Annotated in this window: 21 protein-coding genes; 15 read left to right on the top strand and 6 right to left on the bottom strand. The window is 72.0% G+C overall.

Annotation, left to right across the window (positions count from 1 at the left end; translation table 11 throughout):
* Positions 1 to 16 precede the first annotated feature (16 nt).
* The gene (locus AB0J40_RS40615; protein ID WP_364464733.1) at positions 17 to 526 is read right to left on the bottom strand and encodes a DUF1707 domain-containing protein; all 510 of its coding nucleotides are present in this window, start codon (positions 524 to 526) and stop codon (positions 17 to 19) included.
* Positions 527 to 635: 109 nt separating this feature from the next.
* Between AB0J40_RS40615 and xerD the strand changes: the two genes are divergently transcribed.
* From xerD to AB0J40_RS40585, 6 genes are all read left to right on the top strand, one after another.
* The gene (xerD, locus tag AB0J40_RS40610; RefSeq protein ID WP_364464778.1) at positions 636 to 1,538 is read left to right on the top strand and encodes a site-specific tyrosine recombinase XerD; all 903 of its coding nucleotides are present in this window, start codon (positions 636 to 638) and stop codon (positions 1,536 to 1,538) included.
* 146 nt (positions 1,539 to 1,684) lie between these two features.
* Positions 1,685 to 2,656 (top strand): ParA family protein, encoded by a 972-nt coding sequence (locus AB0J40_RS40605; RefSeq protein ID WP_364464731.1) that lies wholly within the window; start codon positions 1,685 to 1,687, stop codon positions 2,654 to 2,656.
* Positions 2,653 to 3,066, top strand: a complete 414-nt coding sequence (locus AB0J40_RS40600) for a cobyrinic acid a,c-diamide synthase (protein ID WP_364464729.1) — start codon at positions 2,653 to 2,655, stop codon at positions 3,064 to 3,066. Before AB0J40_RS40605 ends, AB0J40_RS40600 begins: the two co-directional genes overlap by 4 nt.
* Entirely contained in the window at positions 3,066 to 3,968 is a 903-nt protein-coding gene (locus tag AB0J40_RS40595; protein ID WP_364464727.1) for a segregation/condensation protein A, read from the top strand. Before AB0J40_RS40600 ends, AB0J40_RS40595 begins: the two co-directional genes overlap by 1 nt.
* Positions 3,965 to 4,864, top strand: coding sequence for an SMC-Scp complex subunit ScpB (scpB, locus tag AB0J40_RS40590; protein WP_364464725.1), 900 nt, complete (start codon positions 3,965 to 3,967; stop codon positions 4,862 to 4,864). The genes AB0J40_RS40595 and scpB overlap by 4 nt, the downstream gene beginning before the upstream one ends.
* Positions 4,851 to 5,603, top strand: a complete 753-nt coding sequence (locus tag AB0J40_RS40585) for a pseudouridine synthase (RefSeq protein ID WP_364464723.1) — start codon at positions 4,851 to 4,853, stop codon at positions 5,601 to 5,603. Before scpB ends, AB0J40_RS40585 begins: the two co-directional genes overlap by 14 nt.
* On the opposite strand, the gene AB0J40_RS40580 is transcribed toward AB0J40_RS40585, so the two are convergent.
* Entirely contained in the window at positions 5,582 to 6,403 is an 822-nt protein-coding gene (locus AB0J40_RS40580; protein ID WP_364464721.1) for an SAM-dependent methyltransferase, read from the bottom strand. The two genes, AB0J40_RS40585 and AB0J40_RS40580, sit on opposite strands and share 22 nt — an antisense overlap.
* Before the next feature lie 67 nt (positions 6,404 to 6,470).
* On the opposite strand from AB0J40_RS40580, the gene AB0J40_RS40575 reads away from it, so the two are divergent.
* Complete coding sequence (locus AB0J40_RS40575; RefSeq protein WP_364464719.1) at positions 6,471 to 8,312, top strand: Xaa-Pro dipeptidyl-peptidase; 1,842 nt, start codon at positions 6,471 to 6,473, stop codon at positions 8,310 to 8,312.
* On the opposite strand, the gene AB0J40_RS40570 is transcribed toward AB0J40_RS40575, so the two are convergent.
* The 3 genes from AB0J40_RS40570 to AB0J40_RS40560 are packed head-to-tail and all read right to left on the bottom strand — an operon-like array spanning position 8,309 to position 10,397.
* Positions 8,309 to 9,502 carry a cation:proton antiporter gene (locus AB0J40_RS40570; RefSeq protein ID WP_364464717.1) on the bottom strand — a complete coding sequence of 398 codons (1,194 nt, stop codon included), beginning with the start codon at positions 9,500 to 9,502 and terminating at the stop codon, positions 8,309 to 8,311. The genes AB0J40_RS40575 and AB0J40_RS40570 overlap by 4 nt on opposite strands.
* 7 nt (positions 9,503 to 9,509) lie before the next feature.
* On the bottom strand, positions 9,510 to 9,992 hold the full coding sequence (locus tag AB0J40_RS40565) for a TrkA C-terminal domain-containing protein (protein ID WP_364464715.1): 483 nt from the start codon (positions 9,990 to 9,992) through the stop codon (positions 9,510 to 9,512).
* Positions 9,993 to 10,028: 36 nt separating this feature from the next.
* Entirely contained in the window at positions 10,029 to 10,397 is a 369-nt protein-coding gene (locus tag AB0J40_RS40560; protein WP_364464713.1) for a DUF4267 domain-containing protein, read from the bottom strand.
* Between the two features lie 94 nt (positions 10,398 to 10,491).
* Here AB0J40_RS40560 and AB0J40_RS40555 point away from each other — a divergent pair, with 94 nt between their 5' ends.
* From AB0J40_RS40555 to AB0J40_RS40530, 6 genes are all read left to right on the top strand, one after another.
* Positions 10,492 to 11,058, top strand: coding sequence for a TetR-like C-terminal domain-containing protein (locus AB0J40_RS40555; RefSeq protein WP_364464711.1), 567 nt, complete (start codon positions 10,492 to 10,494; stop codon positions 11,056 to 11,058).
* 91 nt (positions 11,059 to 11,149) lie between these two features.
* Positions 11,150 to 11,854 (top strand): (d)CMP kinase, encoded by a 705-nt coding sequence (gene cmk / locus AB0J40_RS40550; protein ID WP_364464776.1) that lies wholly within the window; start codon positions 11,150 to 11,152, stop codon positions 11,852 to 11,854.
* Positions 11,851 to 12,510 carry a lysophospholipid acyltransferase family protein gene (locus AB0J40_RS40545; RefSeq protein ID WP_364464709.1) on the top strand — a complete coding sequence of 220 codons (660 nt, stop codon included), beginning with the start codon at positions 11,851 to 11,853 and terminating at the stop codon, positions 12,508 to 12,510. The genes cmk and AB0J40_RS40545 overlap by 4 nt, the downstream gene beginning before the upstream one ends.
* A gap of 16 nt (positions 12,511 to 12,526) precedes the next feature.
* Entirely contained in the window at positions 12,527 to 13,987 is a 1,461-nt protein-coding gene (der, locus tag AB0J40_RS40540; RefSeq protein ID WP_364464707.1) for a ribosome biogenesis GTPase Der, read from the top strand.
* A gap of 198 nt (positions 13,988 to 14,185) precedes the next feature.
* Positions 14,186 to 18,064 (top strand): Pls/PosA family non-ribosomal peptide synthetase, encoded by a 3,879-nt coding sequence (locus AB0J40_RS40535; RefSeq protein ID WP_364464705.1) that lies wholly within the window; start codon positions 14,186 to 14,188, stop codon positions 18,062 to 18,064.
* Between the two features lie 91 nt (positions 18,065 to 18,155).
* Positions 18,156 to 19,565, top strand: a complete 1,410-nt coding sequence (locus AB0J40_RS40530; protein ID WP_364464703.1) for a M1 family metallopeptidase — start codon at positions 18,156 to 18,158, stop codon at positions 19,563 to 19,565.
* On the opposite strand, the gene AB0J40_RS40525 is transcribed toward AB0J40_RS40530, so the two are convergent.
* On the bottom strand, positions 19,562 to 20,401 hold the full coding sequence (locus AB0J40_RS40525) for a methyltransferase domain-containing protein (RefSeq protein WP_364464701.1): 840 nt from the start codon (positions 20,399 to 20,401) through the stop codon (positions 19,562 to 19,564). The genes AB0J40_RS40530 and AB0J40_RS40525 overlap by 4 nt on opposite strands.
* 46 nt (positions 20,402 to 20,447) lie before the next feature.
* Between AB0J40_RS40525 and AB0J40_RS40520 the strand changes: the two genes are divergently transcribed.
* Both AB0J40_RS40520 and AB0J40_RS40515 read left to right on the top strand, forming a co-directional pair.
* Complete coding sequence (locus AB0J40_RS40520; RefSeq protein WP_364464699.1) at positions 20,448 to 21,074, top strand: helix-turn-helix domain-containing protein; 627 nt, start codon at positions 20,448 to 20,450, stop codon at positions 21,072 to 21,074.
* A gap of 129 nt (positions 21,075 to 21,203) precedes the next feature.
* Positions 21,204 to 23,498: a glycoside hydrolase family 95-like protein gene (locus AB0J40_RS40515; protein ID WP_364464697.1), complete on the top strand. Its 2,295-nt coding sequence runs from the start codon at positions 21,204 to 21,206 to the stop codon at positions 23,496 to 23,498.
* The last annotated feature ends 4 nt before the right edge of the window (positions 23,499 to 23,502 follow it).

The raw sequence follows: 23,502 nt of genomic DNA, 5'->3' as shown, positions 1-23,502 counted from the left end.
CCCGCCGCGCCCCGCCTCAGGGGCGCAGCGGGCGGCCTTGCGCGTCCAGGCCGCCGTCCTTCAGCAACATGATGCCGTCGATCAGCGGCCACAGGAAGCCGATGCCGGTCACCAGCACGACGAAGAGCTGCAGGAGGCCCAGCCCGACCTGGCCGGTGTAGAACCGTCCCACGCCGAACGGCAGCACGATCTGCAGCACCCCGGCCACGGTCTTGGACCGGTAGGAGTACGGGACCGGCGCGTACGGCATCGGGGCCGGCGGAGGCGCGTACGGGTCCGGCGCGTACCTCGGCAGCTGCATCGTCGCCTGCGCGTACGCCGGTGGCGGGCCGAAGAACCCCGGGTGCGGGGGCGGCAGGTCGCGGAACAGCGGCCGCAGGTCGCCGAGGGTCGTCGCCGCGTACGCGTCCGTCACCCGCGTCTCGTACTCGTCCGGCGTGATGCGGCCCATGCCGAAGTGGTCGGCGAGCAGCCGCGCCGCCTCCTCCCGCTCGGCCGTGCCGATGCGGAGTTCGTCAGACTCCATGAAATCCAAGGTAACCGCGCGAACCTGAGAACGGGGTTTCTGCCGGGTCACGAGCCCCGGGCGGCCTAAGGTGTGCCGGGTGGCCTCCAGCCCGCACAGCACGGACGGCGTGATCGCCGCGTACCTCGACCACCTGGTCGTCGAACGCGGGACCGCGCGCAACACCCTGGACAGCTACGCCCGTGACCTGCGCCGGTACGCCGCGCACCTCGACGGCGCCGGCATCGCCAAGATCGCCGACGTCACGCCCGCGCACGTCACGTCGTTCGGCGCCGCGTTGCGCGAAGGCGACGACGAACACCAGCCCCTGGCGGCGTCTTCGGCCGCGCGGGCGCTCGTCGCCGTGCGCGGCCTGCACAAGTTCGCCCACGCCGAGGGCCTCACCGAGCACAACCCGGCCCGGGAGGTCCGGCCGCCGGCACCGGCGAAGCGGCTGCCCAAGGCGTTGCCGGTCGACGACGTCCTGCGGCTGCTCGAGACCCCGCCGCCGGACGGCGAGCGCCCGCTGCGCGACCGCGCGCTGCTGGAACTGCTCTACTCCACCGGCGCCCGCATCTCCGAGGCCGTCGGCCTGGACGTCGACGACGTCGACGACGCCGAACGCACCGTCCTGCTCGACGGCAAGGGCGGCAAGCAGCGGCTCGTCCCGATCGGGCGTCCCGCGCTCGCCGCGCTGCACGCCTACACCGTCCGCGCCCGGCCGGCGCTCGCCGCGCACGGCCGCGGCACCGCGGCGCTGTTCCTCAACGCCCGCGGCAGCCGGCTTTCGCGGCAGAGCGCGTGGCAGGTCCTCAAGGACACCGCCGAACGGGCGGGCATCACCGCCGGGGTCTCACCGCACACCCTCCGCCACTCCTTCGCCACGCACCTGCTCGAAGGCGGCGCCGACGTCCGGGTCGTCCAGGAACTGCTCGGCCACGCGTCGGTCACCACGACCCAGGTGTACACGCTGGTCACGGTCAACACCCTGCGCGAGGTGTACGCGACGGCGCACCCGCGGGCACTGGGCTAGATGGCCCTATAGAAGGTCGACAGCCTTCCTACGCTGCACCGACGGTCGAGTGACATTGCCCCGTCGAGTCCGGCGCGTTGCTTTGCCGGGGCTCCGGCTCCGCGCATAGGCTGCGGCGGACGCGACGAACAAGGAGTCTTCTCGCCATGTCGACACCGAACCAGCCGGCCCACCCGGCCGAGTCCGCCGGGTCGGCGGCGGCGAACCTCAACGACGTCAAGATCGCGACGCCGGAGATCCACGACGGCGACGAGCCGCAGGAGCGCAACGGCAAGAAGGTGAAGCTCGAGGGCATCGGGCCGACCGGCCGCCCGATCCGCGAGCACCCCGAACCGGCCCCGCTGGACAAGCACGGCCCGGCCAAGATCATGGCGATGTGCAACCAGAAGGGTGGCGTCGGCAAGACGACGTCGACCATCAACCTGGGGGCCGCCCTCGCCGAGTACGGCCGCAAGGTGCTGCTCGTCGACTTCGACCCGCAGGGCGCGCTCGCGGTCGGCCTCGGCATCCAGCCGCACGAACTGGACCACACGGTCTACAACGCCATCATGGAGCGGTCGGTCAGCGCCACCGACGTGCTCATGAAAACCCGCGTCGACGGCGTTGACCTGCTGCCGAGCAACATCGACCTGTCCGCGGCCGAGGTCCAGCTCGTCGCCGAGGTAGGGCGCGAGCACACGTTGTTACGGGTCCTTCGTCCGGTCATGAACGACTACGACTATGTTCTTGTCGACTGCCAGCCCTCGCTCGGCCTGCTCACGGTGAACGCGCTGACCGCCGCGGACGGCGTGATCATCCCGCTGGAGTGCGAGTTCTTCAGTCTGCGAGGCGTCGCCCTCCTGATCGACACCATCGAGAAGGTGCAGGAACGCCTCAACCCCAAACTGGACATAGTCGGGATTCTCGCCACCATGTACGACCCGAGAACCCTGCATTCGAAGGAGGTCATGGCTCGCGTGGTGGAGGCATTCGGCGAGACCGTGTTCGACACGGTCATCAACCGCACCGTGCGGTTCCCCGAGACGACGGTCGCGGGTGAGCCGATCACGACCTGGGCGCCCAAGTCGGCCGGCGCGGCGGCGTACCGCCAGCTGGCCCGCGAGGTGATCGCTCGGTGAGCAGGCGCGCCTCCCTGCCCGGAGCGTCGGAACTCTTCCGGATCACGACCAGCACCGCCAGCCCCGCTCTCGACCTCCCGCCCCAGACGCCGCCCGAGCCCGCCGAGAAGCCCAAGCCCGCGGGCGACGGCCGCACCGAGCAGCTCGCCCGCAGCGCGGCTCCCCACGGGTCGGGCCGGACCAAGCACGACGCGAAGATCACCGTGTACGTCTCCGGCGACGAGCTCCTGGCCATGGAGCAGGCCCGGCTGACGCTGCGCGCGAAGCACGACCTGGTCGTCGACCGCGGCCGGCTGGTCCGCGAGGCGGTCGCCGTGCTGCTGGCCGACTTCGACCAGAACGGCGACGAGTCGGTGCTGGTGCAGCGGCTGCGGGTGGTCGGCTCAGACGGCGGCGAAACCGAGGGCTGATGGACGAGCCGGACCCGGCTCCCGAGGACCAGGTTCCCGAAGAGCACCAGACGGTGCACGGCGGGATGATCCCCGAAGGCGTCAACACCGAAGAGCTGAGCACGTCGAAGTTCAAGGTGCGGCTGGCCAACTTCGAGGGGCCGTTCGACCTGCTGCTGCAGCTGATCTCGCAGCACCAGCTCGACGTCACCGAGGTGGCGCTGCACCAGGTCACCGACGACTTCATCGCGTACACGCGCGCGCTGGGCTCCGACTGGAACCTCGACGAGACGACGGAGTTCCTGGTCATCGCGGCGACGCTGCTGGACCTGAAGGCGGCACGCCTGCTGCCCGCGGCCGAGGTGGAGAGCGAAGACGACCTGGCGCTGCTGGAAGCCCGTGACCTGCTGTTCGCGCGCGTGCTGCAGTACCGCGCGTACAAGCAGGTGGCGGCGCTGTTCGGCGAGCTGGAGCAGGGCGCGCTGCGGCGCTACCCGCGGTCGGTGGCGCTGGAGGAGCGGTTCGTCGGGCTGCTGCCCGAGGTGATGCTGGGCGTGACGCCGCAGAAGTTCGCGGAGATCGCGGTGGCGGTGTTCCGGCCGAAGCCGCCGCCGACGGTGTCGATCGCCCACATCCACATGGGCCGCGTGTCGGTCCGCGAGCACGCGGCGCTGCTGCGGGTGAAGCTGGCCGCCCGCGGCCAGGCCACGTTCGGCGAGCTGGTGGACGACTGCGAGCACACGGTCGAGATCGTGGCGCGTTTCCTGGCGCTGCTGGAGCTCTACCGCGAGGCGACGGTCCAGTTCGAGCAGAGCGAAGCACTGGCCGAGCTGCACGTCCGCTGGACGGGCGGTTCGATGGAGGAGGCTTCCGCGGCGGCCGAGCTGGACCGGTTCGCCGGAGACGAAGAGGAGTACGGGTGAGCCCCGAAGACAAGACGCCGGAGCCGACCTCGGAGCCGATCTCGGAGGCGGTCGACGAGGCCGCGGCGGAGCTGGCGCTGGAGGAGGCACTGTCCGGCGAGCCGGTGACGGAGGACGGTGAGCCGGAGGAGCCGCTGGGCGGGGAAGCACCGGCCGAGGAGGCCTCTGCGGCCGAAGTCGAGGAGACCGCTGCGCCCGAGCCCGAGGTGTCGGCTGAGCCGGAGCCGGCCGAAGCCGAGGCGCCGCCCGCGGAGCCCGAAGCCGCCGAAGCGGCCGAACCCGCCGCTCTCGATCCCGATGATCCCGAGTCGGACCTCGTCGCCACCGGGGACATCAGCCTGCTGCCCGACGTCTCCTCCGACGAGGCCCTCGAAGCCGCCCTCGAAGCGCTTCTGCTCGTCGTCGACTCGCCCGCCAGCGAAGAACTCCTCGCCGAAACCCTCGAACAACCCAAGGCCCGGATCGTCGTCGCGCTGCGCACCATGGCGCAGAAGCTCACCGAACGGACCAGCGGGATCGACCTGCGCCGCGTCGGGGAAGGGTGGCGGTTCTACACTAGGGATGTCCATGCCCCGTTCGTGGAGAAGCTCCTGCTGGACGGCCAGCGGTCGAAGCTGACCCGGGCCGCGCTGGAGAGCCTCGCCGTGATCGCGTACCGGCAGCCGGTGACCCGCGCGCGGGTCGCCGCGGTGCGGGGCGTGAACGTGGACGGCGTGATCCGGACGCTCCTCGCGCGCGGCCTCATCGAAGAGATGGGGACCGACCCCGAGACGACCGGCACGCTGTACGTGACGACCGAGCTGTTCCTGGAGCGACTGGGGCTGTCGTCACTGAACGACCTGCCCCCGATCGCTCCGCTGCTACCCGAAGTGGACACCATCGATGACATCCAGTGAACACCCCGACGGCATCCGCCTGCAGAAGGTGCTGTCGCAGGCCGGGGTCGCCTCCCGGCGTGCGGCGGAGGACCTGATCGCGGCCGGCCGGGTCGAGGTGGACGGCGAGGTCGTCACCGAGCTGGGCCGCCGCGTCCACCCCGACGAGGCGATCATCCACGTCGACGGCACCCGCGTGAACCTGCGCGACGACCTCGTCTACCTCGCCCTGAACAAGCCCAAGGGCGTGCACTCGACCATGTCCGACGACCGCGGCCGCCCCTGCGTCGGCGACTACCTGCGCGGCCGCTACGAGGAGACGCCCGGCGTCGTGCACGTCGGACGCCTCGACGAGAACACCGAGGGCCTGCTGCTGCTCACCAACGACGGCGACCTCGGGCACCGGCTGATGCACCCCTCCTACCGGGTGCTCAAGACCTACCTCGCCGAGGTCGACGGCCTCGTGCCGCGCGGGCTCGGCAAGGAGCTGCGCAAGGGCTGGGAGCTGCCGGACGGCATCATCAAGGTCGACCAGTTCCGGGTCAAGGACATGCACTCCGGCAAGTCGCTGGTCGAGCTGGTCATCCACGAGGGCAAGAAGCACATCGTGCGCCGTCTGCTCAAGGACACCGGCCACCCGGTGCTCAAGCTGGTCCGCACCGCGGTCGGCGACGTCCAGCTCGGCAACCAGCGCGTCGGCTCGATCCGGCGGCTGACCAAGGGCGAGGTCGGCGCGCTCTACCGCAACGTCGAGCTCTGACACACCGCTGTCACGAAGCCGCCGGGGGTCGCATCGTCCGGGCGGCCGTAGTCGGCGGCCAGCCGGGCGCCGGTGACCGTGGCCGGCTCCCAGCCGTGCTCGCGCAGCCACTCCGGCGCCCGGTCGCCGAGGCCGCCCTTCCACAGGCCGGTGATGTGCTCGCTGCCCGGGGCCGCCTTGGCGCGGGCCAGCAGGCTGTCCGGCGTCCCGTCCGCCCGGTGCTCGAACGACACGGTGCTGCCGGGCGCGGAGAGCCCGGTCACCGTGGTGAGCATCCGGTCGGCTTCGTCGCGGGACAGGTAGACGAGCAGGCCCTCGGCCAGCCACGCGGTCGGGACGTCCGGGACGAACCCCGCGGCGCGGAGCGGGCTCGCCCAGTCTTCGCGCAGGTCGACGGGGACGGCGATCCGCTCGCAGGACGGCTCGGCGCCCTGCTCGGCGAGCACGCCGTCCTTGAACGCCAGGACCTCGGGCAGGTCCAGCTCGAACAGCCGGGTGCCGGCCGGCCAGGGCAGGCGGAACGCGCGGGCGTCGAGCCCGGCGGCGAGCAGCACGACCTGGGCGCACCCGGAACCCAGCAGGTACTCGTCGTAGAACCGGGTGCGGATCACGACCTGCGAGGCGAAGAACGCGCCGAGGCCGCCGGCTGGGCGGTTCTCGGGCAGGACCGATCGGCCCGCGGTGAAGAACGCGGCCGCGTGGGGATCGTCGAAGAGCCGGTCGGGGCGGCGGCTTTCGCGGGCCCGCAGGCCGGCGACGCCGACCGCGGTCCGGCCCACGGCGGGCAGGGACTCCGTCATGATCCCCAACCTACGCCCGACTTTCCGCCGTGGTGGCCGCCCGCGCCGGCTCGCTAGCGTGACGGGCATGCGACTCGGGGTGGTGTGCGGGGTCCTCGCGGTGCTCCTGTCCGGTGCGGTGGCCCCGGCGGCCGCGGCGCCCGCGGCGAGCGAACCGGTCTACGACTACGCGAAAGCGATCCGCGAAACCGTCTGGGTCGACATCGGCCACGACGGCGACGGCGACGGCCGCTCCGACCGCGTCGCCGCCGACATCGTGCGGCCGGGCGAGGCCACCTCGCCGGTGCCGGTGATCATGGACGCGAGCCCGTACTACTCGTGCTGCGGGCGCGGCAACGAGAGCGAGCTGAAGTCGTACGACAGCGCCGGGAAACCGGTGAAGTTCCCGCTGTTCTACGACAACTACTTCGTGCCGCGCGGGTACGCGGTCGTGCTCGTCGACCTGGCCGGGACGAACCGCTCGGCCGGCTGCGCGGACGTCGGCGGTGCTTCGGACGTCGACTCGGCGCGCAAGGTCGTCGACTGGCTCAACGGCCGCGCGAGCGGCTACAGCGCCAAGACCGGCGGCAGCGCGGTGACGGCGGGCTGGAGCACCGGGAACGTCGGGATGATCGGCAAGTCCTACGACGGCACGATCGCGAACGGCGTCGCGGCGACCGGCGTCGCCGGGCTGAAGACGATCGTGCCGATCTCGGCGATCAGCTCCTGGTACGACTACTACCGCTCCGACGGCGCGACGTTCGGCTTCAACCCGGCCGGGCTCGCGCAGACGGTCGAGGCGCGCAACGGCGGGCAGAACTGCTCGGCGCAGAACCAGGTCCTGACGCAGGGCGCCACCGCGAACGGCGACTACGGGCCGCTGTGGGCGGACCGGGACTACGTGAAGAGCGCGGGCAACGTGCGGGCGAGCGTGCTGCTTTCCCACGGCGTCAACGACCTGAACGTCAAGACCATCCACTTCGGACAGTGGTGGGCCGGGCTGAACGTCGAGAAGAAGATCTGGCTGGCGCAGACCGGGCACGTCGACCCGTTCGACTACCGCCGCGCGGACTGGGTCGACCTGCTGCACCGGTGGTTCGACCACTACCTGCTCGGCATCGACAACGGCGCCCAGAACGGGCCGCAGGCGAGCGTCGAGCGGCAGCCGGACCAGTGGGTGGACCAGAGCGCGTACCCGGCGGCGAACGCGGTGGCGACGACGTTGCGGCCGGGCGCATCCGGCAAGCTGGGCACCACACCGGCGACCGGGACGGCGTCCTTCACCGACAACCCCGGCTTGGGCGAGGACACCTGGGTGACGAGCCCGGGCAGCGCGGCGTTGACGTACTCGACCGGGACACTGGCCTCGGACCTGCAGGTCTCGGGAACTTCGACGATCACCGTGACGGCGACGCCGAGCACGTCGTCGGCCCGCGTGTCGGCGCTGCTGGTCGACCTGGGCGCGGCGACGATCCGCAACTTCGCCGGCAGCGGCGAGGGGATCAAGACGGGCACGGCGGAGAACTGCTGGGGCTCGTCGACGCCGGGCGACGACGCTTGCTACCGGATCACGTCGGCGGACGTGAAGAAGGTGAACTACACGATCCTCAGCCGGGGCTGGGCGGACCTGGCGAACTACGCGTCGCTGTCGCAGGAACGGCCGCTGACCCCGGGGACGGCGTACACGATGACGTTCCGGCTGGCGTCGACCGACCACGTGGTGCCCCGCGGCCACGCCTTGGCGTTGATCATCGGCGGCACGGACGGCAGCTTCATCCGCGGTCCGGCCCAGCCGGGCCGGGTGACGCTGGACCTGGCGAAGACGACGGTGTCGGTCCCGCTGGCCGGCGTCGTCCCGGCGGCGACGACCCACCCGGTTCCCGCCGGCGGCGAGCACGTGCCGTCGGCGGGCCGGGCGGACCTGCGCTAGTTCGCCTCGGCGGGAGCCGTCCGGGTCGCTGCCTTCCGCTGCAGTGCGCGGACGATCGGCTCCACCACCCGGGCCGCCGTCGGGCCGAGGATCGCCATCAGCAGCACGTACGCCGTGGCCAACGCGGCCAGCTCGCCGTCGACCGCTCCCGCCGTCACCGCCAGTCCCGCGATCACGATCGAGAACTCGCCCCGGGCCACCAACGCCGCCCCGGCCCGGGCCCGGCCCAAGCGGCCGATGCCCTGCCGGCGCGCCGCCCACCAGCCGGTTCCCACCTTCGTCAGCGTCGTCACCACGGCGAGCACGATCGCCCAGCCGAGCACCGGCGGGATCGACGCCGGGTTCGTGTTGAGGCCGAACACCACGAAGAACACCGCCGCGAACAAGTCCCGCAGCGGCTCCAGCAGGTGCGTCGCGTTCTCCGCCGTCGAGCCCGAGATCGCGATGCCGAGCAGGAACGCCCCGACCGCCGCCGACACCTGCATCGCCGAGGCCACGCCCGCCACCAGCAGGGCCGCGCCCAGCACCTTGAGCAGGAACACCTCGCGGTCGGGGCTGTCGACCGCCGCCGAGACGTACCGGCCGAACTTCAGCGCGATCACCAGCACCACCGTGATCACCAGCAGCGAGATCCCGACGGCCTCCATGCCGCCGAGCAGCGACACCCCGCCCAGCACCGCCGTGAGGATCGGCAGGTAGAGCGCCATCACCAGGTCCTCGAACACAAGGATCGACAACACCACCGGCGTTTCGCGGTTGCCGAGCCGGCCCAGGTCGCCGAGCACCTTCGCGACGATGCCGGACGACGAGATGTACGTGACGCCCGCCATCACCATCGCGCCGACCGGGCCCCAGCCCAGCAGCAGCGCCACCGCCGCGCCGGGGGCGGCGTTGAGGACGATGTCGAGCAGGCCCGCGATCCAGGACCGGCGCAGGCCGGTGAACAGCTCGGCCGCGGAGTACTCGAGGCCGAGCAGCAGGAGCAGCAGCACGACGCCGATTTCGCTGGCCAGGTGCGTGAAGCCGCCGATGTCGGTCAGCGGGATCAGCCCGCCGGAGCCGAAGCAGAGGCCGCCGAGCAGGTACAGCGGGATGGGGGAGAGGCCGATCTTGCCGGCCAGGCGCCCGAGCGCGCCCAGCACGAAGAAGACCGCCCCCAGTTCGATCAGGGACAGCGCGGTGTGGTCCATCGCGGGATCAGCCGTACTTGAGGATCTTGGCGGCGGCTTCGAGCCCCTCGCTCGTGCCGACCGCGACGAGCAGGTCGCCACCGGTGAGCGTGAAGTCCGGTGTCGGCGACGGGTGCACCTGGCCGGCCCGCGCCACCGCGACCACCGAGACGCCGGTGCGGGTGCGCATCGCCGTGTCGCCGAGCGTCCGGCCGTCGAACGGGCCGGACGGCTTGATCGGCAGCTGCCGCGTGCTGATCCCCGGCAGGTCCCGGTGCTCCTCCGTGAGCTGGGCGACCAGCTGCGGCGCGCCGAGCAGGTTGGCCAGCGTGCCCGCCTCGTCCGCGGTCAGCGGGATCGAGGCGGCGCAGGCGTCGGCGTCGTCCGCCTTGGACACGATGAGCTCGGTGTGGCCGTCCCGCTGGGTCACGACCCCGATGCGGCGGCCCGTCCGGGTGCTGAAGTCCTTGCGGACCCCGATGCCGGGCAGGGGGGTTACTTCGACGTTCACCCAACCACCGTAACTCACGTGTCCGATTCGCGACGTTCAGCCGAGCAGCAGGAGCAGGGCGGCGACGACCATCACGGCGGCGGTCAGGCCGTGGACGCCGAAGGCGGTGGCCTTCTTCCCGCGGTGGCGCAGCACGATCAGCATGTCGAAGACGGGCCAGAGGGCCGCGGTGAGGATGACCCAGCCCAGCGCGTGCGCGTCGCCGTAGACCATCAGGGCCAGCGGGATGAGGCCGGCGCCGACGTCTCGGCCGCCCTTGACGTTCAAGAAGCTCTCGGCGTTCTCGGGAACTTCGGTGAAGCCGAAGCCCGCGGCGATCTTCGCCGGTGCGAACAGGTAGTTGAGGCCGACGTAGATGATCCCGAGCGAGACGAGCGCGACGAGGATGTAGCCGGTGACGACCATGGTGTTCCCTCCAGTGGTTTTCTAGCATCGCTAGGATTGCTAGCAACGCTAACCTAGCGACGCTAGTTTGTCTAGCAGTGCTAGCATGTGACCTATGACCCAGCGACAGCGGCGTGTGCGCGACCGGACCGAGCGGGGGCAGCGGATCGTCGCCGCGGCCAGGGAGCTGGCCGAGGCGGAGGGCTGGGACGCGGTCACCACCCGGCGGCTCGCGGGCCTGATCGAGTACAGCCAGCCGGTGCTCTACAGCCACTTCCCCGGCGGCAAGGACGCGATCATGGCGGCCGCCGCGCTGGAGGGCTTCGCGGAGCTGGCCGCGGCACTGGCCGCAGCGCGCGACGGCGGTATCGCCGGGATCGCGGGCGCGTACATCGAGTTCGCCGACGCGAAACCGGCGCTCTACGACGCGATGTTCACGCTCGCGTCCGAGCTGCGGTTCGCCAGGGACGACACCCCCGAGGTGATGAAGGCGAACTTCGCGGAGCTCCTCGCGGTCATCGAACCGGTGGCGGGCCGGCAGGACGCCGGCCCGCTGACCGAGGTGTTCTGGAGCACGCTGCACGGCCTGGTCACCCTCGACCGGGGGCACCGGCTGTCGCCCGCCCACCGTGACGAGCGCCTCGCCCTCGTGGTGGCGCGCTTCGGCACGCGGGCCGACTGATCTCCTCCTCGGCCCGACCGGCAGAATGGGGGACGGCCGATCGAGATACAAGAACGCGAGGAGAGTGCCGGTGACGGGAGCCCTACGTGGTGTGGTCGCGCTGGACGGCCCGTCGGGGACCGGGAAGACCACCGTCGCGCGCAAGCTCGCCCAGCGGCTCGGGGCCGGCTACCTCGACACCGGCGCCATGTACCGGATGGTCACCCTCGCCGTGCTGCGGGCCGGCGTCGACCCGGCCGACGCGGACGCCGTCGCCCGGCTCGCCGACAGCGCCGACTTCGCCATCGGCACCAGCCCGGACCGGCCCGAGATCCGGCTGGCGGGCGAGGACGTCGCCGCCGACATCCGCGGCCCCGAGGTCACCAAGGCCGTTTCGCCGGTCTCCGCCGTCCCGCACGTGCGGGAGCTGCTGGTCGCCCGGCAGCGGCAGATCATCGACGACGTCGTCGGCCACCGCGGCGGGATCGTCGTCGAAGGCCGGGACATCGGCACGGTCGTCGCGCCCGACTCGCCGCTCAAGGTCTTCCTCACCGCGTCCGCCGACGTCCGCGCGTCGCGCCGCAGCACCCAGGACACCGCCGCCGGCCGGAAGTCGTCGGTCGCCGACGCACTGGCCAGCGTCGAACGCCGCGACCACCTCGACTCGACCCGCGCCGCCTCGCCGCTGCGCGCGGCCGACGACGCCGTGCACGTCGACACCTCGGAACTGTCGATCGACCAGGTGATCGTCGCCCTCAGCGAGCTGGCCAGCCACCGCGGCATCCTCGAAGGCTGCAACGCCGAGGTAGCTCGATGAGCGCTGACGGACTGCCTGCGGGCTCCGTCGGCGCACTCCACGACGCCGGGCGGGTCTTCGCCCGGTACTATCTGCGGTCGGCCTTCCGCGTCCGGGTGCACGGCCGCGAGCGCATGCCCGCCACCGGGTCGGTGCTGGTGATCGCCAACCACAGCTCCATGATCGAACCGCAGCTGATCTTCGGAATGCTTCCCCGGCGTTCGGCGTTCCTGGTCAAGGCCGAGATGTTCGGCGGCATCGTCGGCAGGTTCATGCTGGCGATCGGGCAGATCCCGCTCAAGCGCGGCGAGATCGACCGCAAACCGCTGATGACCGCGGTCGGCGTGCTGAAGGACGGCGGTGTCGTGGGCATCTTCCCCGAGGGGACCCGCGGGGCCGGCGACGTCGGCGCGGCCGAACGCGGAGCGGCCTGGCTCGTCCGGGCCTCCGGCGCGACCGTGCTCCCGGTCGCGACGCGGGGGACGCGCAAGCCGGCCGACGGCAGACGACGGTTCCGGCCGCGGGTGGACATCCTCGTGGGGGAGCCGTTCACGCCGAAGGTCGGCCCCGGGAAGACCGGGCTCGACCAGGGCACCGAAGAGCTGCGCGGCGAGCTCGCGGCGCTCGTGAAGACTTTGGACGATTGGCGTTCCGAAAACGGATTCGTTACGCCATAAGGGAAATTGGGTAGTAATGGAAGAGTTCGACAGCGTCGGCGAAGTCGACGGCACCTGGTCCGACGAGACCGAGTTCGCCGCGCTCGACGCGCAGATCGAGGCGGCGGAAGCGGCCGAGGAGGCTGCCCTCGGGCAACCGGTGCTCGCCGTGGTCGGCCGTCCCAACGTGGGCAAGTCGACGCTGGTCAACCGCATCCTCGGCCGCCGCGAAGCCGTCGTGCAGGACGTGCCGGGCGTGACCCGCGACCGCGTCGCCTACGACGCGTACTGGGGCGGCCGGAAGTTCACCCTGGTCGACACCGGCGGCTGGGAGCCGGACGCGACCGGGCTGCAGGCGTCGGTCGCCGCGCAGGCCGAGCTGGCGATGCAGACCGCGGACGCCGTGCTGCTGGTCATCGACGCGACCGTCGGCGCCACCGCCACCGACGAGGCCGTCTCGAAGGTCCTGCGCCGTTCGAAGAAGCCCGTGCTGCTGGCCGCGAACAAGGTCGACGACGACCGCCTGCTCGCGGACACCGCGTCGCTGTGGTCGCTCGGCCTCGGCGAGCCGCACCCGGTCAGCGCGCTGCACGGCCGCAGCTCCGGCGACCTGCTCGACGCCATCCTCAAGGCCCTGCCCGAGGCGCCGCGCGAAGGCGGCGCCGTCTCGGCGGGCCCGCGGCGCGTCGCGCTGGTCGGCAAGCCGAACGTCGGCAAGTCGAGCCTGCTGAACAAGCTTTCCGGCGAAGAGCGCTCGGTCGTCGACTCGGTCGCGGGGACCACCGTCGACCCGGTCGACTCGCTGGTCGAGCTGGACGGCGAGACCTGGCGGTTCGTCGACACCGCGGGCCTGCGCAAGCGCGTGAACTTCGCCGCCGGCGCCGAGTACTACGCGTCGCTGCGCACCAAGACCGCGATCGACGCGGCCGAGGTCGCGATCGTGCTGCTGGACGCGGCCGAGCCGATCTCGGAGCAGGACCTGCGCGTGCTGACCATGGTCGTCGAGGCCGGGCGCGCCTGCGTGCTCGCCTTCAACAAGTGGGACCTGGTCGACGAGGACCGCCGGCACGCGATGGTCCGCGAGCTGGAGCGCGGCCTGGTCCGGGTGCCGTGGGCGGAGAAGGTCAACATCTCGGCGCTGACCGGCCGCTCGGTGCGCAAGATCGCCCCGGCGCTGCGGACGGCGCTGGCGTCGTGGGACAAGCGGGTGCCGACCGGCCAGCTCAACGCGTGGCTGTCCGACCTCATCGCGGCCACGCCGCCGCCGGTCCGCGGCGGCAAGCAGCCGAAGGTGCTGTTCGCGACGCAGGCCGGCATCCGGCCGCCGACGCTGGTGCTGTTCACCACCGGTTTCCTCGAGGCGGGTTACCGCCGGTTCATCGAGCGCAAGTTCCGCGAGCAGTTCGGTTTCGCGGGCAGCCCCGTTCGGGTGAATGTGCGGGTTCGCGAAAAGAAGGCGAAACCGAAGATCGGCGGAAAAGCCGCGCGCACGCGGTAAGACTGCTCAAGGGTGAGGTCCGACACTCCGTCGTGACCCTGTGGATACCTTTTCTTCATTCGCGGGTATCGTGGATGGTCGTTGCGGGCGCCTCAACCGGAGAGCAAGCCCGGTTGAGGCTCCCGAAAGGTGAGTGGTGGGCTTGCGCGCCCATGGTTCGTCTCTGCACGTCTTCGTTCTCCTCGAGGCGAACGCCTGATGACCGTCACGATCGAACCCACCGGTTCCGCCCTCGAGGTCACGGTCGCCGACCGGGCGCTGTTCTGGTCCGGCCTCGGCGCGAGCGAGCGCACCCTGCTCGACATCGTCGCGGAGACCGCCGAGCGGCACCCCACCGCCGCCGCGATCGACGACGGCACCACCACCCTGACCTACCGGCGGCTGCTCGAGGAGATCGACGCCTACGGCCGCCGCCTGCGCGGGTACGGCGTCGGCCTCGGCGACCGCGTCGGCATCCGGATCTCCTCCGGCACCGCCGAGCTGTACGTCGCGATCCTCGCCACCCTGTCCGTGGGCGCCGCCTACGTGCCGGTCGACGCGGACGACCCGGACGAGCGCGCCGAGCTGGTCTTCGAAGAGGCCCAGGTCGCGGCCGTCGCGACCGACGGCAAGATCGAGGTCCACTCGACGCCGGGCGGCCGTGACGACGTTCCCGGCCCGGCCGACGACGCGTGGATAATCTTCACCTCCGGGTCCACCGGCAAGCCCAAGGGCGTCGCGGTCACCCACGCGAGTGCCGCCGCCTTCGTCGACGCCGAAGCCGAGCTCTTCCTCGCCGACGAGCCGATCGGCCCCGGCGACCGCGTCCTGGCCGGCCTGAGCGTCGCCTTCGACGCCTCCTGCGAAGAGATGTGGCTGGCCTGGCGCCACGGCGCCTGCCTGGTCCCGGCGCCGCGCGCGCTGGTGCGCACCGGTGTCGACCTCGGCCCGTGGCTGGTCGCGCAGCGCATCACCGTCGTCTCGACCGTGCCGACGCTGGCCGCGCTGTGGCCCGCCGACGCGCTCGAAGACGTCCGCCTGCTCATCTTCGGCGGCGAAGCGTGCCCGCCGGAGCTGGCCGAGCGCGTCGCCGTCGAAGGCCGCGAAGTCTGGAACACCTACGGCCCGACCGAGGCCACCGTCGTCGCCTGCGCCGCGCAGCTGACCGGCGAGGGCCCGGTCCGGATCGGCCTGCCGCTGGCCGGCTGGCAGCTCGCGGTGGTCAACGACGAGGGCGAGCCGGTCGCCATGGGCGAGACCGGCGAGCTGGTCATCGGCGGCGTCGGGCTGGCCCGCTACCTCGACGCGGAGAAGGACGCCGAGAAGTTCGCGGCCCTGCCGTCGCTGGGCTGGCAGCGCGCCTACCGCTCCGGCGACATGGTCCGCGCCGAAGAGGAAGGCTTGCTGTTCCTCGGCCGCCTGGACGAGCAGGTCAAGCTCGGCGGCCGCCGCATCGAGCTGGGCGAGGTCGACGCCGCGCTGCAGGCCCTGCCCGGCGTGCAGGGCGCGGCCGCCGCGATCCGCCGCACCAAGGCGGGCAACCAGGTCCTCGTCGGCTACGTCGTGCCCGCCGCCGGCGTCCCGTTCGACCAGGACGACGTCGCGACCCGGCTGCGCGAGCACCTGCCCGCCGCGCTGGTGCCGCTGCTGGCCGTCGTCGACGACCTGCCGACCCGCACGTCCGGCAAGGTCGACCGGGCCGCGCTCCCGTGGCCGCTGTCCACTGTGGACGCCACCGGGCTGTCGCCGACCGAGACGTGGCTCGCCGAAGGCTGGGCCGAGATCCTCGGCGTGTCGGTCGACGACCCGAAGGCCGACTTCTTCACCCACGGTGGCGGCAGCCTCACCGCCGCGCAGGTCGTCGCGCGCATCCGCACCCGCCACCCGCAGGTGTCGGTCGCCGACATCTACGCCCACCCCAAGCTGGGCGCCCTGGCCGCGATGCTGGACGCGCTGAGCGGCCAGGCCACCGAGCGCCGCGAGATCGCGCCGGCCCCACGTCGCGCCGGTGTCGTCCAGTCGCTGCTGATGGTCCCGCTGATGGGTCTGGTCGGCCTTCGCTGGGCGACGCTCGCCGCGGCGCTGTCGAACGTCCTGGCCCTGCTCGGGTTCGCCTGGGCGCCGACGCTGAGCTGGGCCTGGATCGGCCTGGCCTGGGTGGTGCTGTTCAGCCCAGCGGGCCGGATCGCCATCGCCGCGGGTGGCGCTCGCGTGCTGCTGTCGGGCGTGCAGCCCGGCACCTACCCGCGCGGCGGGAGTGTCCACTTGCGACTGTGGACGGCCGAGAAGCTGGCCGAGTTCTCCGGCGCGGACAGCGTCGCCGGCGCGTCGTGGATGACCACGTACGCGAAGGCGCTCGGCGCGCGGATCGGCAAGGACGTCGACCTGCACTCGCCGCCGCCGGTCACCGGCTTCCTCAAGCTGGGCCGCGGTGCCGCGATCGAGCCCGAGGTCGACCTGTCCGGGCACTGGGTCGACGGCGACGTCGTGCACATCGGCAAGGTCCGCGTCGGTGCGGAAGCCCGGGTCGGCGCGCGCAGCACGCTCTTCCCGGGGGTTCGCATCGGCAAGGGCGCGGAGATCGCCGCCGGATCGACCGTCCGCGGTGCCGTCCCGGCCGGGCAGCGCTGGGCCGGCTCGCCCGCCGCGCGCGTGGCCAAGGACGAGCGCGACGCGCTGAAGTGGCCGTCGAGCCGCCCGCCGCGGTCGCACTTCTGGGCCGCCGTCTACGGTGCGACCTCCCTGGCGCTCGGCTTCCTGCCCGGCGTGGCCGCCCTCGCCGGGGTCGCCGTGCTCGGCTACGCGATCGCCGGTGCGCCGACGCTGCTGGACGCGTTCACCCGCGCGCTGGTCTTCGTCCCGGCCGCGACCGCCGCGTACTTCCTCGCGTACATGCTGCTCGTGCTCGTCGGCGTCCGGTGCCTGAGCATCGGCATGGTCGAGGGCTACCACCCGGTGCACGGCCGCGTCGCGTGGCAGGTCTGGGCCACCGAGCGCCTGATGAGCATGGCCCGCGAAGGCCTGTTCCCGTTGTACGCCAGCCTCTTCACGCCGGTGTGGCTGCGGCTGCTCGGCGCGAAGGTCGGCCGCAACGTCGAGGCGTCGACCGTGCTGGCGCTGCCGAAGATGACCAAGGTCGACAGCGGCGCGTTCCTGGCCGACGACACCATGGTCGCCACCTACGAGCTCGGCCACGGCTGGCTGCACGTCGCCCCGGCCCGGATCGGCAAGCAGGCGTTCCTCGGCAACTCGGGGATGACCGCGCCCGGCCGGTCGGTGCCCAAGCGCGGCCTGGTCGGTGTCCTGTCGTCGACGCCGCTGAAGGCGAAGAAGGGCTCGTCGTACCTCGGGATGCCGCCGCTGCCGGTGCGCCGCGCGATCGGCGAGGCCGACACGAGCCGCACCTACACCCCGGCGCTGCACCTCAAGGCGGCGCGGGCGCTGGTCGAGCTGTGCCGGATCGTCCCGGTGATGTGCGGGGTCGCGTTGACCGTCTCGGTCGCCTTCGGGCTGCTGCGGGCGGCTTCTGTGTTCGGCTTCGGCGTGGCGCTACTGCTCGCCGGGCCTGCGTTGCTGGCCGCCGGGGTCGTCGCGGCGCTGACCGCGACCGTCATGAAGTGGCTGCTGGTCGGCAAATTCCGCGAAATCGACCACCCGCTGTGGAGCTCCTTCGTCTGGCGCAACGAGCTGGCCGACACCTTCGTCGAGGCCCTGGCCGTGCCGTGGCTGATCGGCTCGGTCGGCGGCACCCCGCTGCTGACCGCGTGGCTGCGCACGATGGGCGTCAAGATCGGCCGCGGCGTCTGGCTCGAGACGTACTGGCTGCCCGAAGCGGACCTCGTTTCGCTGGGCGACGGCGCGACGATCAACCGCGGCTGCGTCGTCCAGACGCACTTGTTCCACGACCGGATCATGAGCATGTCGCGCGTGGCGCTAGGCGAAGGCGCCACGCTCGGCCCGCACGGCATCGTGCTGCCGGGCGCCGGCATCGGCGCGCGCACCACGGTCGGCCCGGGCTCGCTGGTGACCCGCGGCGACGAGGTGCCGGCCGACACGCGCTGGCTCGGCAACCCGATCTCCGCGTGGATGGGTAAGTAGAAGGTCACGAAGTACCCGCCTGGCTCGCCGGACTCACACGTGGCGTGCGAGCCTGGTTCGGTACGTCGGTACGAGGAAAGGTTCGGCACGGGTGATTTCGAAGGCTCCGGCACCCGGCGCGGATACTTCCGGTGATCCCTACCTCCCCGCGCACGGCAACGGCGGTTACCGGGTCCGGCACTACGAGCTGAACCTCGACTACAAGGTCGCGCCGAACCGGCTTTCGGCGTCCGCGGTCCTCACCGCCGAGGCGACGCAGGCGCTTTCCCGCGTCAGCCTGGACTTCGGCGAGTTCCGGATCAACCGAGTGCTCGTCGACGGAAAGCCGGCGAAGTACCTCAAGCGCGGCGCGAAGCTGCACGTCCGCCCGGCGAAGCCGATCGCTTCGGGTGCCGAGTTCCTCATCGAGGTGCACTACGTCGGCAACCCGCGTCCGGTGCGCAGCCGCTGGGGCGACGTCGGCTGGGACGAGCTGACCGACGGCGCGCTCGTGGCGAGCCAGCCGGTCGGGGCGCCGTCGTGGTACCCGTGCAACGACCACCCGTCGGACAAGGCGTCGTACCGGGTGACCCTGACGACGGCGTCGCCGTACCAGGTCGCCGTCACCGGCAACCTGATCGAGCGTTCCATCGGCGGCAGCACCACGCGGTGGGTGTTCGAGCGGCCGGAACCGACGGCGACGTACCTGATGAGCGTCCAGATCGGCCGGTACGACGAGCTGGAGCTGACCGGCCGCGGCTGGTTCCCGCACACCGGCGTCGGGACCCGCCGGTTCACGCTCGGCTTCGGCCGCGGTCACGTCGATTCGGTGCTGGAGACGGTGCCGCAGCGGGCCGCGGTGCCCCCGCGGCTGAGGCGGGCGTTCGAGCGCGACTTCGGGCGGCAGGGCCGGATGATCGAGCTGCTGCAGCGGCTGTTCGGCCCGTATCCGTTCGAGGAGTACGTCATCGTCGTCACCGACGACGACCTCGACGACCCGATCGAGGCCCAGGGCATGGCGATCTTCGGCGCCAACCACGTCGACGGCCGCCGCACGCACGAGCGGCTGGTGGTGCACGAGCTGGCCCACCAGTGGTTCGGCAACAGCCTGACGGTGGCGGACTGGCGGCACATCTGGCTGAACGAGGGCTTCGCGACGTACGCGGAGTGGCTGTGGTCCGAGGAGTCGGGCGGCCAGCCGGCTTCGGCTTTGGCCCGCAGCTGGCACACGCGCATCAAGGCCAAGCCGGCCGACGTCCGGATCGCGGACCCCGGGGTCTCGCGGATGTTCGACGAGCGCGTGTACAAGCGCGGCGGGCTGACGCTGCACGCGCTGCGGGCGGAGATCGGGGATCCGGCGTTCTTCGCGTTGCTGAAGGCGTGGACCGGGGATCACCGGCACGGGTTGGTGACCACCGAGCAGTTCGTCGCGCTGGCCGAGGCTTACGCGGCCCGGTCGCTGGACGCGTTCTTCACCCGGTGGCTGTGGACGCCGGCGCTGCCGCCGCTCCCCGGCGCCTAGACCGCCCGGATAGCGTCCACCAGCCAGACCGCGCCCGGGATCCGGACCCCTTCCGGGGTTTCGTACGCCTCGAGCCCCTCCTCCAGGTGCGCGCGCGTCCGTTCGACGACATCCGGGTCGAGTCCGGCGAGGTTGGTGCGGACCGGCCCCTGGCCGAGGATGAACGCGGCCGCGTCGGCGGCGTCGCGGCCGTAGTCCATCGGCGCGGTGACCGGCTCGACCCGGATGCCGGTGAACCCGGCCGCGTCGAGCACCTCGCGGATACGGGCCGGGTCGACCAGGGACCCCATCCCGCGTGACGCGGGTGAGGGGGCGCGCATCAGGGGCTGGAGCGCCGCGGTCGCGCGGGCGTAGTCGCTGTCGGGGCCGCCGCCCTGAGGGCCGAGGAACGCCAGCCGCCCGTCGGCCCGCAGCCCGCGCCGGATGTTGGCGAACGCGGCCACCGGGTCTTCGAAGAACATCACCCCGCCGCGGCTGAGCGCGACGTCGAATCCGCGGTCGGGGAACGGGTGGACCTGGGCGTCTCCCTGCTCGAACCGGACGTTGGCCAGGTCCTGCGCCGCCGCGTCGGCGCGGGCGCGCTCCAGCATCGGGGCCGAGAGGTCGATCCCGACGACGTGTCCGCGGGAGGCGCGCCGCGCGGCCAGCAGCGTGACGTGGCCGGTGCCGCAGCCGACGTCGAGGACCCGGTCGTCGGGGGCGATCGCGGCAGCCCGGAAGAGGTCGTCGTTGAAGGCGCCGACGATGGCGTTGTAGCGGGCGCGGTTCCGCGCCCAGTGCGCACCCTCCCAGCCGTTCCAGGCTTCGGCTTGCCGGGTGTTGACGATGGCCTGCATGGGCTCCTCCGTTACTAGAGTTGTACTCTAGATGTACACTCCAGTAATGGTGGAGCGCAAGAAACGGGTCCGCGATGCCGCGGGGACGCGCCGGCGGATGCTGGAGGCGGCGCGCGAACTGTTCGTCCGCAACGGCTACGGCGCGACGACCCTCAAGGACATCGCCGATCAGGCCGGTGTCGCCGTGCAGACGATCTACTTCGTCTTCGGCAACAAGCGCGTGCTGCTCAAGGAACTGGTCGACGTCGCGATCGCGGGTGACCTGGAGCCGGTCGCGACGATGGACCGGCCGTGGTTCCGGGAGGCCGTCGCGGCGCCGGCCGCCGAGGCCCACGTGCGGCTGCACGTCCGCGGGACGCGGGCGATCCTGGAGCGCGTCGCCCCGATCGTCGAGATGCTGCGCGCGGCCGCCTCGGCCGACCCGGCGATCGCCGGGCAGTGGGATGCCGGCGCCGACCCCCGGTTCGCCGTCCACCTCGAAGCCGCGCGGTCCCTGGTGGCCAAGCCGGGCGTGCGGGCCGGGATGACCGCCGAGCACGCGGCCGACCTGCTGTTCGGGCTGCTGAGCCCGGAGCTCTACCAGGTGTTCGTCCGTGACCGCGGCTGGTCGCCCGAGCGGTGGGAACGCTGGGCGGCCGACACCCTGATCGCCCAGATCTGCCGCGAGGCCTGAGCCATACATCGGATGTCTCTGCAGCTTTCCGGGTGAACCGTCCTGGATTTTCGGGACGCCTTCTGCAAGTATGGCCGCACGCCGCCAGCTGAACTCGTCAAACGTAGTATGTATCCGAAGGGATGCTTCATGGACGCAGTGTCGCGGCGTACGGTGCTTCGCTCGGCATCGGTGGCGGTGGGGGCCGCCGCGTTCGGGGGACTCTGGGCCCAAGCCCCGTCGCCCGCCGCCGCGAGTGGCGGGAACCCGCACCGGGACGTCGCCGGCGATGCGCGCATGGTCTGGCAGCGGCTCCCCAAGAACTGGCAGGAAGGTCCCTTCCTCGCCAACGGCTACCTCGGCGCCCAGGTCTACGCCGGCAAGACGCCGGAAACCCTCAAGGTCATGCTGAGCCACACCCAGGTGCAGGACCAGCGGATCCAGTGGGAAGCCGGCATCGGGCTGTCCCGCCTGCCGATCGGTTACCTCACGCTCACCCTGGCCGGCGCCGTCACCGCCGTCGACTGGACGCTCGACCTCTACAACGCCGAACTCGGCGGCACCATCACCACCACCCGCGGCTCGGTCGCGTTCTCCGCCGTCGTGCACAACGACCTCGGCGTCCTGCTCGTCTCGCTGACCCCCAGCCCCGGCGAGCAGGGCGCCGCCTGGACGTTCCAGCCGCTGGAGTCGGCGACGACGCGGACCGTCCGCAAGCCGCCCGAGTACGTCGCCAACCCCGCCCCCGAGATCGCGGAGGGGTACTGCGCGCAGCCCCTGCTCGCCGGCGGCGGGTACACCACGGCGTGGCGGGAGCGCGCGATCGGCACGAGACGGCTGCTCGCCGCCACCGTCGCCTACAGTTTCCCGGGCACCACGCACACCGCGGACGCCCGCAGGAGTGTCGAGAAAGCGCTTGCCGCGAACCCGGACGCGCTGCTGGCCCGGCACCGCCGCTGGTGGAACGACTACCACCGCCGCAGCTTCGTTTCGGTGCCGGACAAGCAGGTCCAGCGGTTCTACTGGATCCAGCTGTACAAGATCGCGGCCGCCACCCGCGCGGACGGGCCGGTCGTGTCCGAGTGGGGACCGTGGTTCCCCGAGGTCGGCAACAGCTGGACCGCGGTCTGGTGGAACCTCAACGTCCAGGTCACCTACCCGATCGTCAACAGCAGCAACCACCCCGAACTCGACGCCGTCACCGAAACCTTCCGGCGCGACCACGCGAACCTCGAGACGTCCGTGCCGCCCGCCTACCGCGACGGCGACACCTACGCCCTTTCCCACCCCGGGGACTGGCGGCTGCGGCCCGGCGGCACGCGCTCGGTCGGCGTCCCCGGGACGACGTCCAAAACGGACCAGACCGGGAACCTGTTGTGGGGCTTGCACAACGTCTGGCTCGCCTATCGCCACCACCTGGACACCCGGGTCCTGCGGGACGTCCTGTACCCGACGCTGGCCAAGGCACTGAACTTCTACCGCCACTTCCTGGTCACCGGCCCGGACGGGTTCCTGCACCTGCCGCTGACCCGCTCGCCGGAGTACGCCGACGCGCCCGACTGCACCTACGACCTGTCGCTGATCCGGTGGGCCGCCCGGACGCTCGTCGACACCGCGCGGATCCTGCGGCTGGACGAACCGCGCGTGCCGGCCTGGCGGGAGATCGGCGCGAAACTCGTGCCCTACCACGAAGATCCCGCCAACGGCGTGCTGATCGGCGACGGCGTCCCGCTCGCCGCGTCGCACCGGCACTTCTCCCACCTGCTGTGGCTCTACCCGCTGCGGGAGAAGGTCTGGGACTCCCCGGCGGACCGCGGCCTCATGAGCCGGACGTTCGACCACTGGGCCGCCGACCAGTCCGCCTGGCACGGCTACAGCTACGCGGCCGCGTCCTCGATGAAGTCCGTGATGGACGCGCCCGAGGAAGCGTTGCACTACCTGAAGTTCTTCCTCGACCGGAACGTCGTGGCCGACACGGAGCTGACCGCGAACACGATGTACCGCGAGGGCGCCAACTTCGCCATCGAAAGCCCGATCACCGCCGCCCAGTCCGTGGTGGACATGCTGATGCAGGGTTCCGGCGGTGTGCTCAAGGTCTTCCCGTCGGTGTCGGCGACCTGGCGGGACGCCTCGATCGCCGGCCTGCGCGCGGAGGGTGCGTTCCTCGTGGACGCCTCCCGCCGCGACGGCCGGACGGAGTTCGTCCGCGTGCACAGCGAAGCCGGTGAACCCCTGGTCCTCCAGCACGGCGTCGCCGGTGACGTCGACGTCCGCGACGAGCACGGCCGCCGCCTGCCGTGGCGCCCGGCCGGGCCCGGGCGGATCGCGATCGGGCTGCGCCGCGGCGGCACCGCCGTCGTCACCCCGCGGGGCGGGCGGCCGGACTGCGCGCCGCGGGACGTCCCCGCCCTCGGCCCGGCGCCGGCGTGGGGCCTGCCGAGCTGACACC

The organism is Amycolatopsis sp. NPDC049691, assembly GCF_040675005.1.
Lineage (GTDB): Bacteria > Actinomycetota > Actinomycetes > Mycobacteriales > Pseudonocardiaceae > Amycolatopsis.
The sequence above is the reverse complement of the archived record's forward strand: the minus strand, read 5'-3'. Positions and strand labels throughout refer to the sequence as shown.

What these genes read in the sequence shown, in the direction of transcription:
- AB0J40_RS40615 (WP_364464733.1), bottom strand. Translation starts at nt 526, where the DNA reads ATGGAGTCTGACGAACTCCGCATCGGCACGGCCGAGCGGGAGGAGGCG.
- AB0J40_RS40605 (WP_364464731.1), top strand. Translation starts at nt 1,685, where the DNA reads ATGTCGACACCGAACCAGCCGGCCCACCCGGCCGAGTCCGCCGGGTCG.
- AB0J40_RS40595 (WP_364464727.1), top strand. Translation starts at nt 3,066, where the DNA reads ATGGACGAGCCGGACCCGGCTCCCGAGGACCAGGTTCCCGAAGAGCAC.
- AB0J40_RS40585 (WP_364464723.1), top strand. Translation starts at nt 4,851, where the DNA reads ATGACATCCAGTGAACACCCCGACGGCATCCGCCTGCAGAAGGTGCTG.
- AB0J40_RS40580 (WP_364464721.1), bottom strand. Translation starts at nt 6,403, where the DNA reads ATGACGGAGTCCCTGCCCGCCGTGGGCCGGACCGCGGTCGGCGTCGCC.
- AB0J40_RS40575 (WP_364464719.1), top strand. Translation starts at nt 6,471, where the DNA reads ATGCGACTCGGGGTGGTGTGCGGGGTCCTCGCGGTGCTCCTGTCCGGT.
- AB0J40_RS40570 (WP_364464717.1), bottom strand. Translation starts at nt 9,502, where the DNA reads ATGGACCACACCGCGCTGTCCCTGATCGAACTGGGGGCGGTCTTCTTC.
- AB0J40_RS40560 (WP_364464713.1), bottom strand. Translation starts at nt 10,397, where the DNA reads ATGGTCGTCACCGGCTACATCCTCGTCGCGCTCGTCTCGCTCGGGATC.
- AB0J40_RS40555 (WP_364464711.1), top strand. Translation starts at nt 10,492, where the DNA reads ATGACCCAGCGACAGCGGCGTGTGCGCGACCGGACCGAGCGGGGGCAG.
- AB0J40_RS40545 (WP_364464709.1), top strand. Translation starts at nt 11,851, where the DNA reads ATGAGCGCTGACGGACTGCCTGCGGGCTCCGTCGGCGCACTCCACGAC.
- der (WP_364464707.1), top strand. Translation starts at nt 12,527, where the DNA reads ATGGAAGAGTTCGACAGCGTCGGCGAAGTCGACGGCACCTGGTCCGAC.
- AB0J40_RS40535 (WP_364464705.1), top strand. Translation starts at nt 14,186, where the DNA reads ATGACCGTCACGATCGAACCCACCGGTTCCGCCCTCGAGGTCACGGTC.
- AB0J40_RS40525 (WP_364464701.1), bottom strand. Translation starts at nt 20,401, where the DNA reads ATGCAGGCCATCGTCAACACCCGGCAAGCCGAAGCCTGGAACGGCTGG.
- AB0J40_RS40520 (WP_364464699.1), top strand. Translation starts at nt 20,448, where the DNA reads ATGGTGGAGCGCAAGAAACGGGTCCGCGATGCCGCGGGGACGCGCCGG.
- AB0J40_RS40515 (WP_364464697.1), top strand. Translation starts at nt 21,204, where the DNA reads ATGGACGCAGTGTCGCGGCGTACGGTGCTTCGCTCGGCATCGGTGGCG.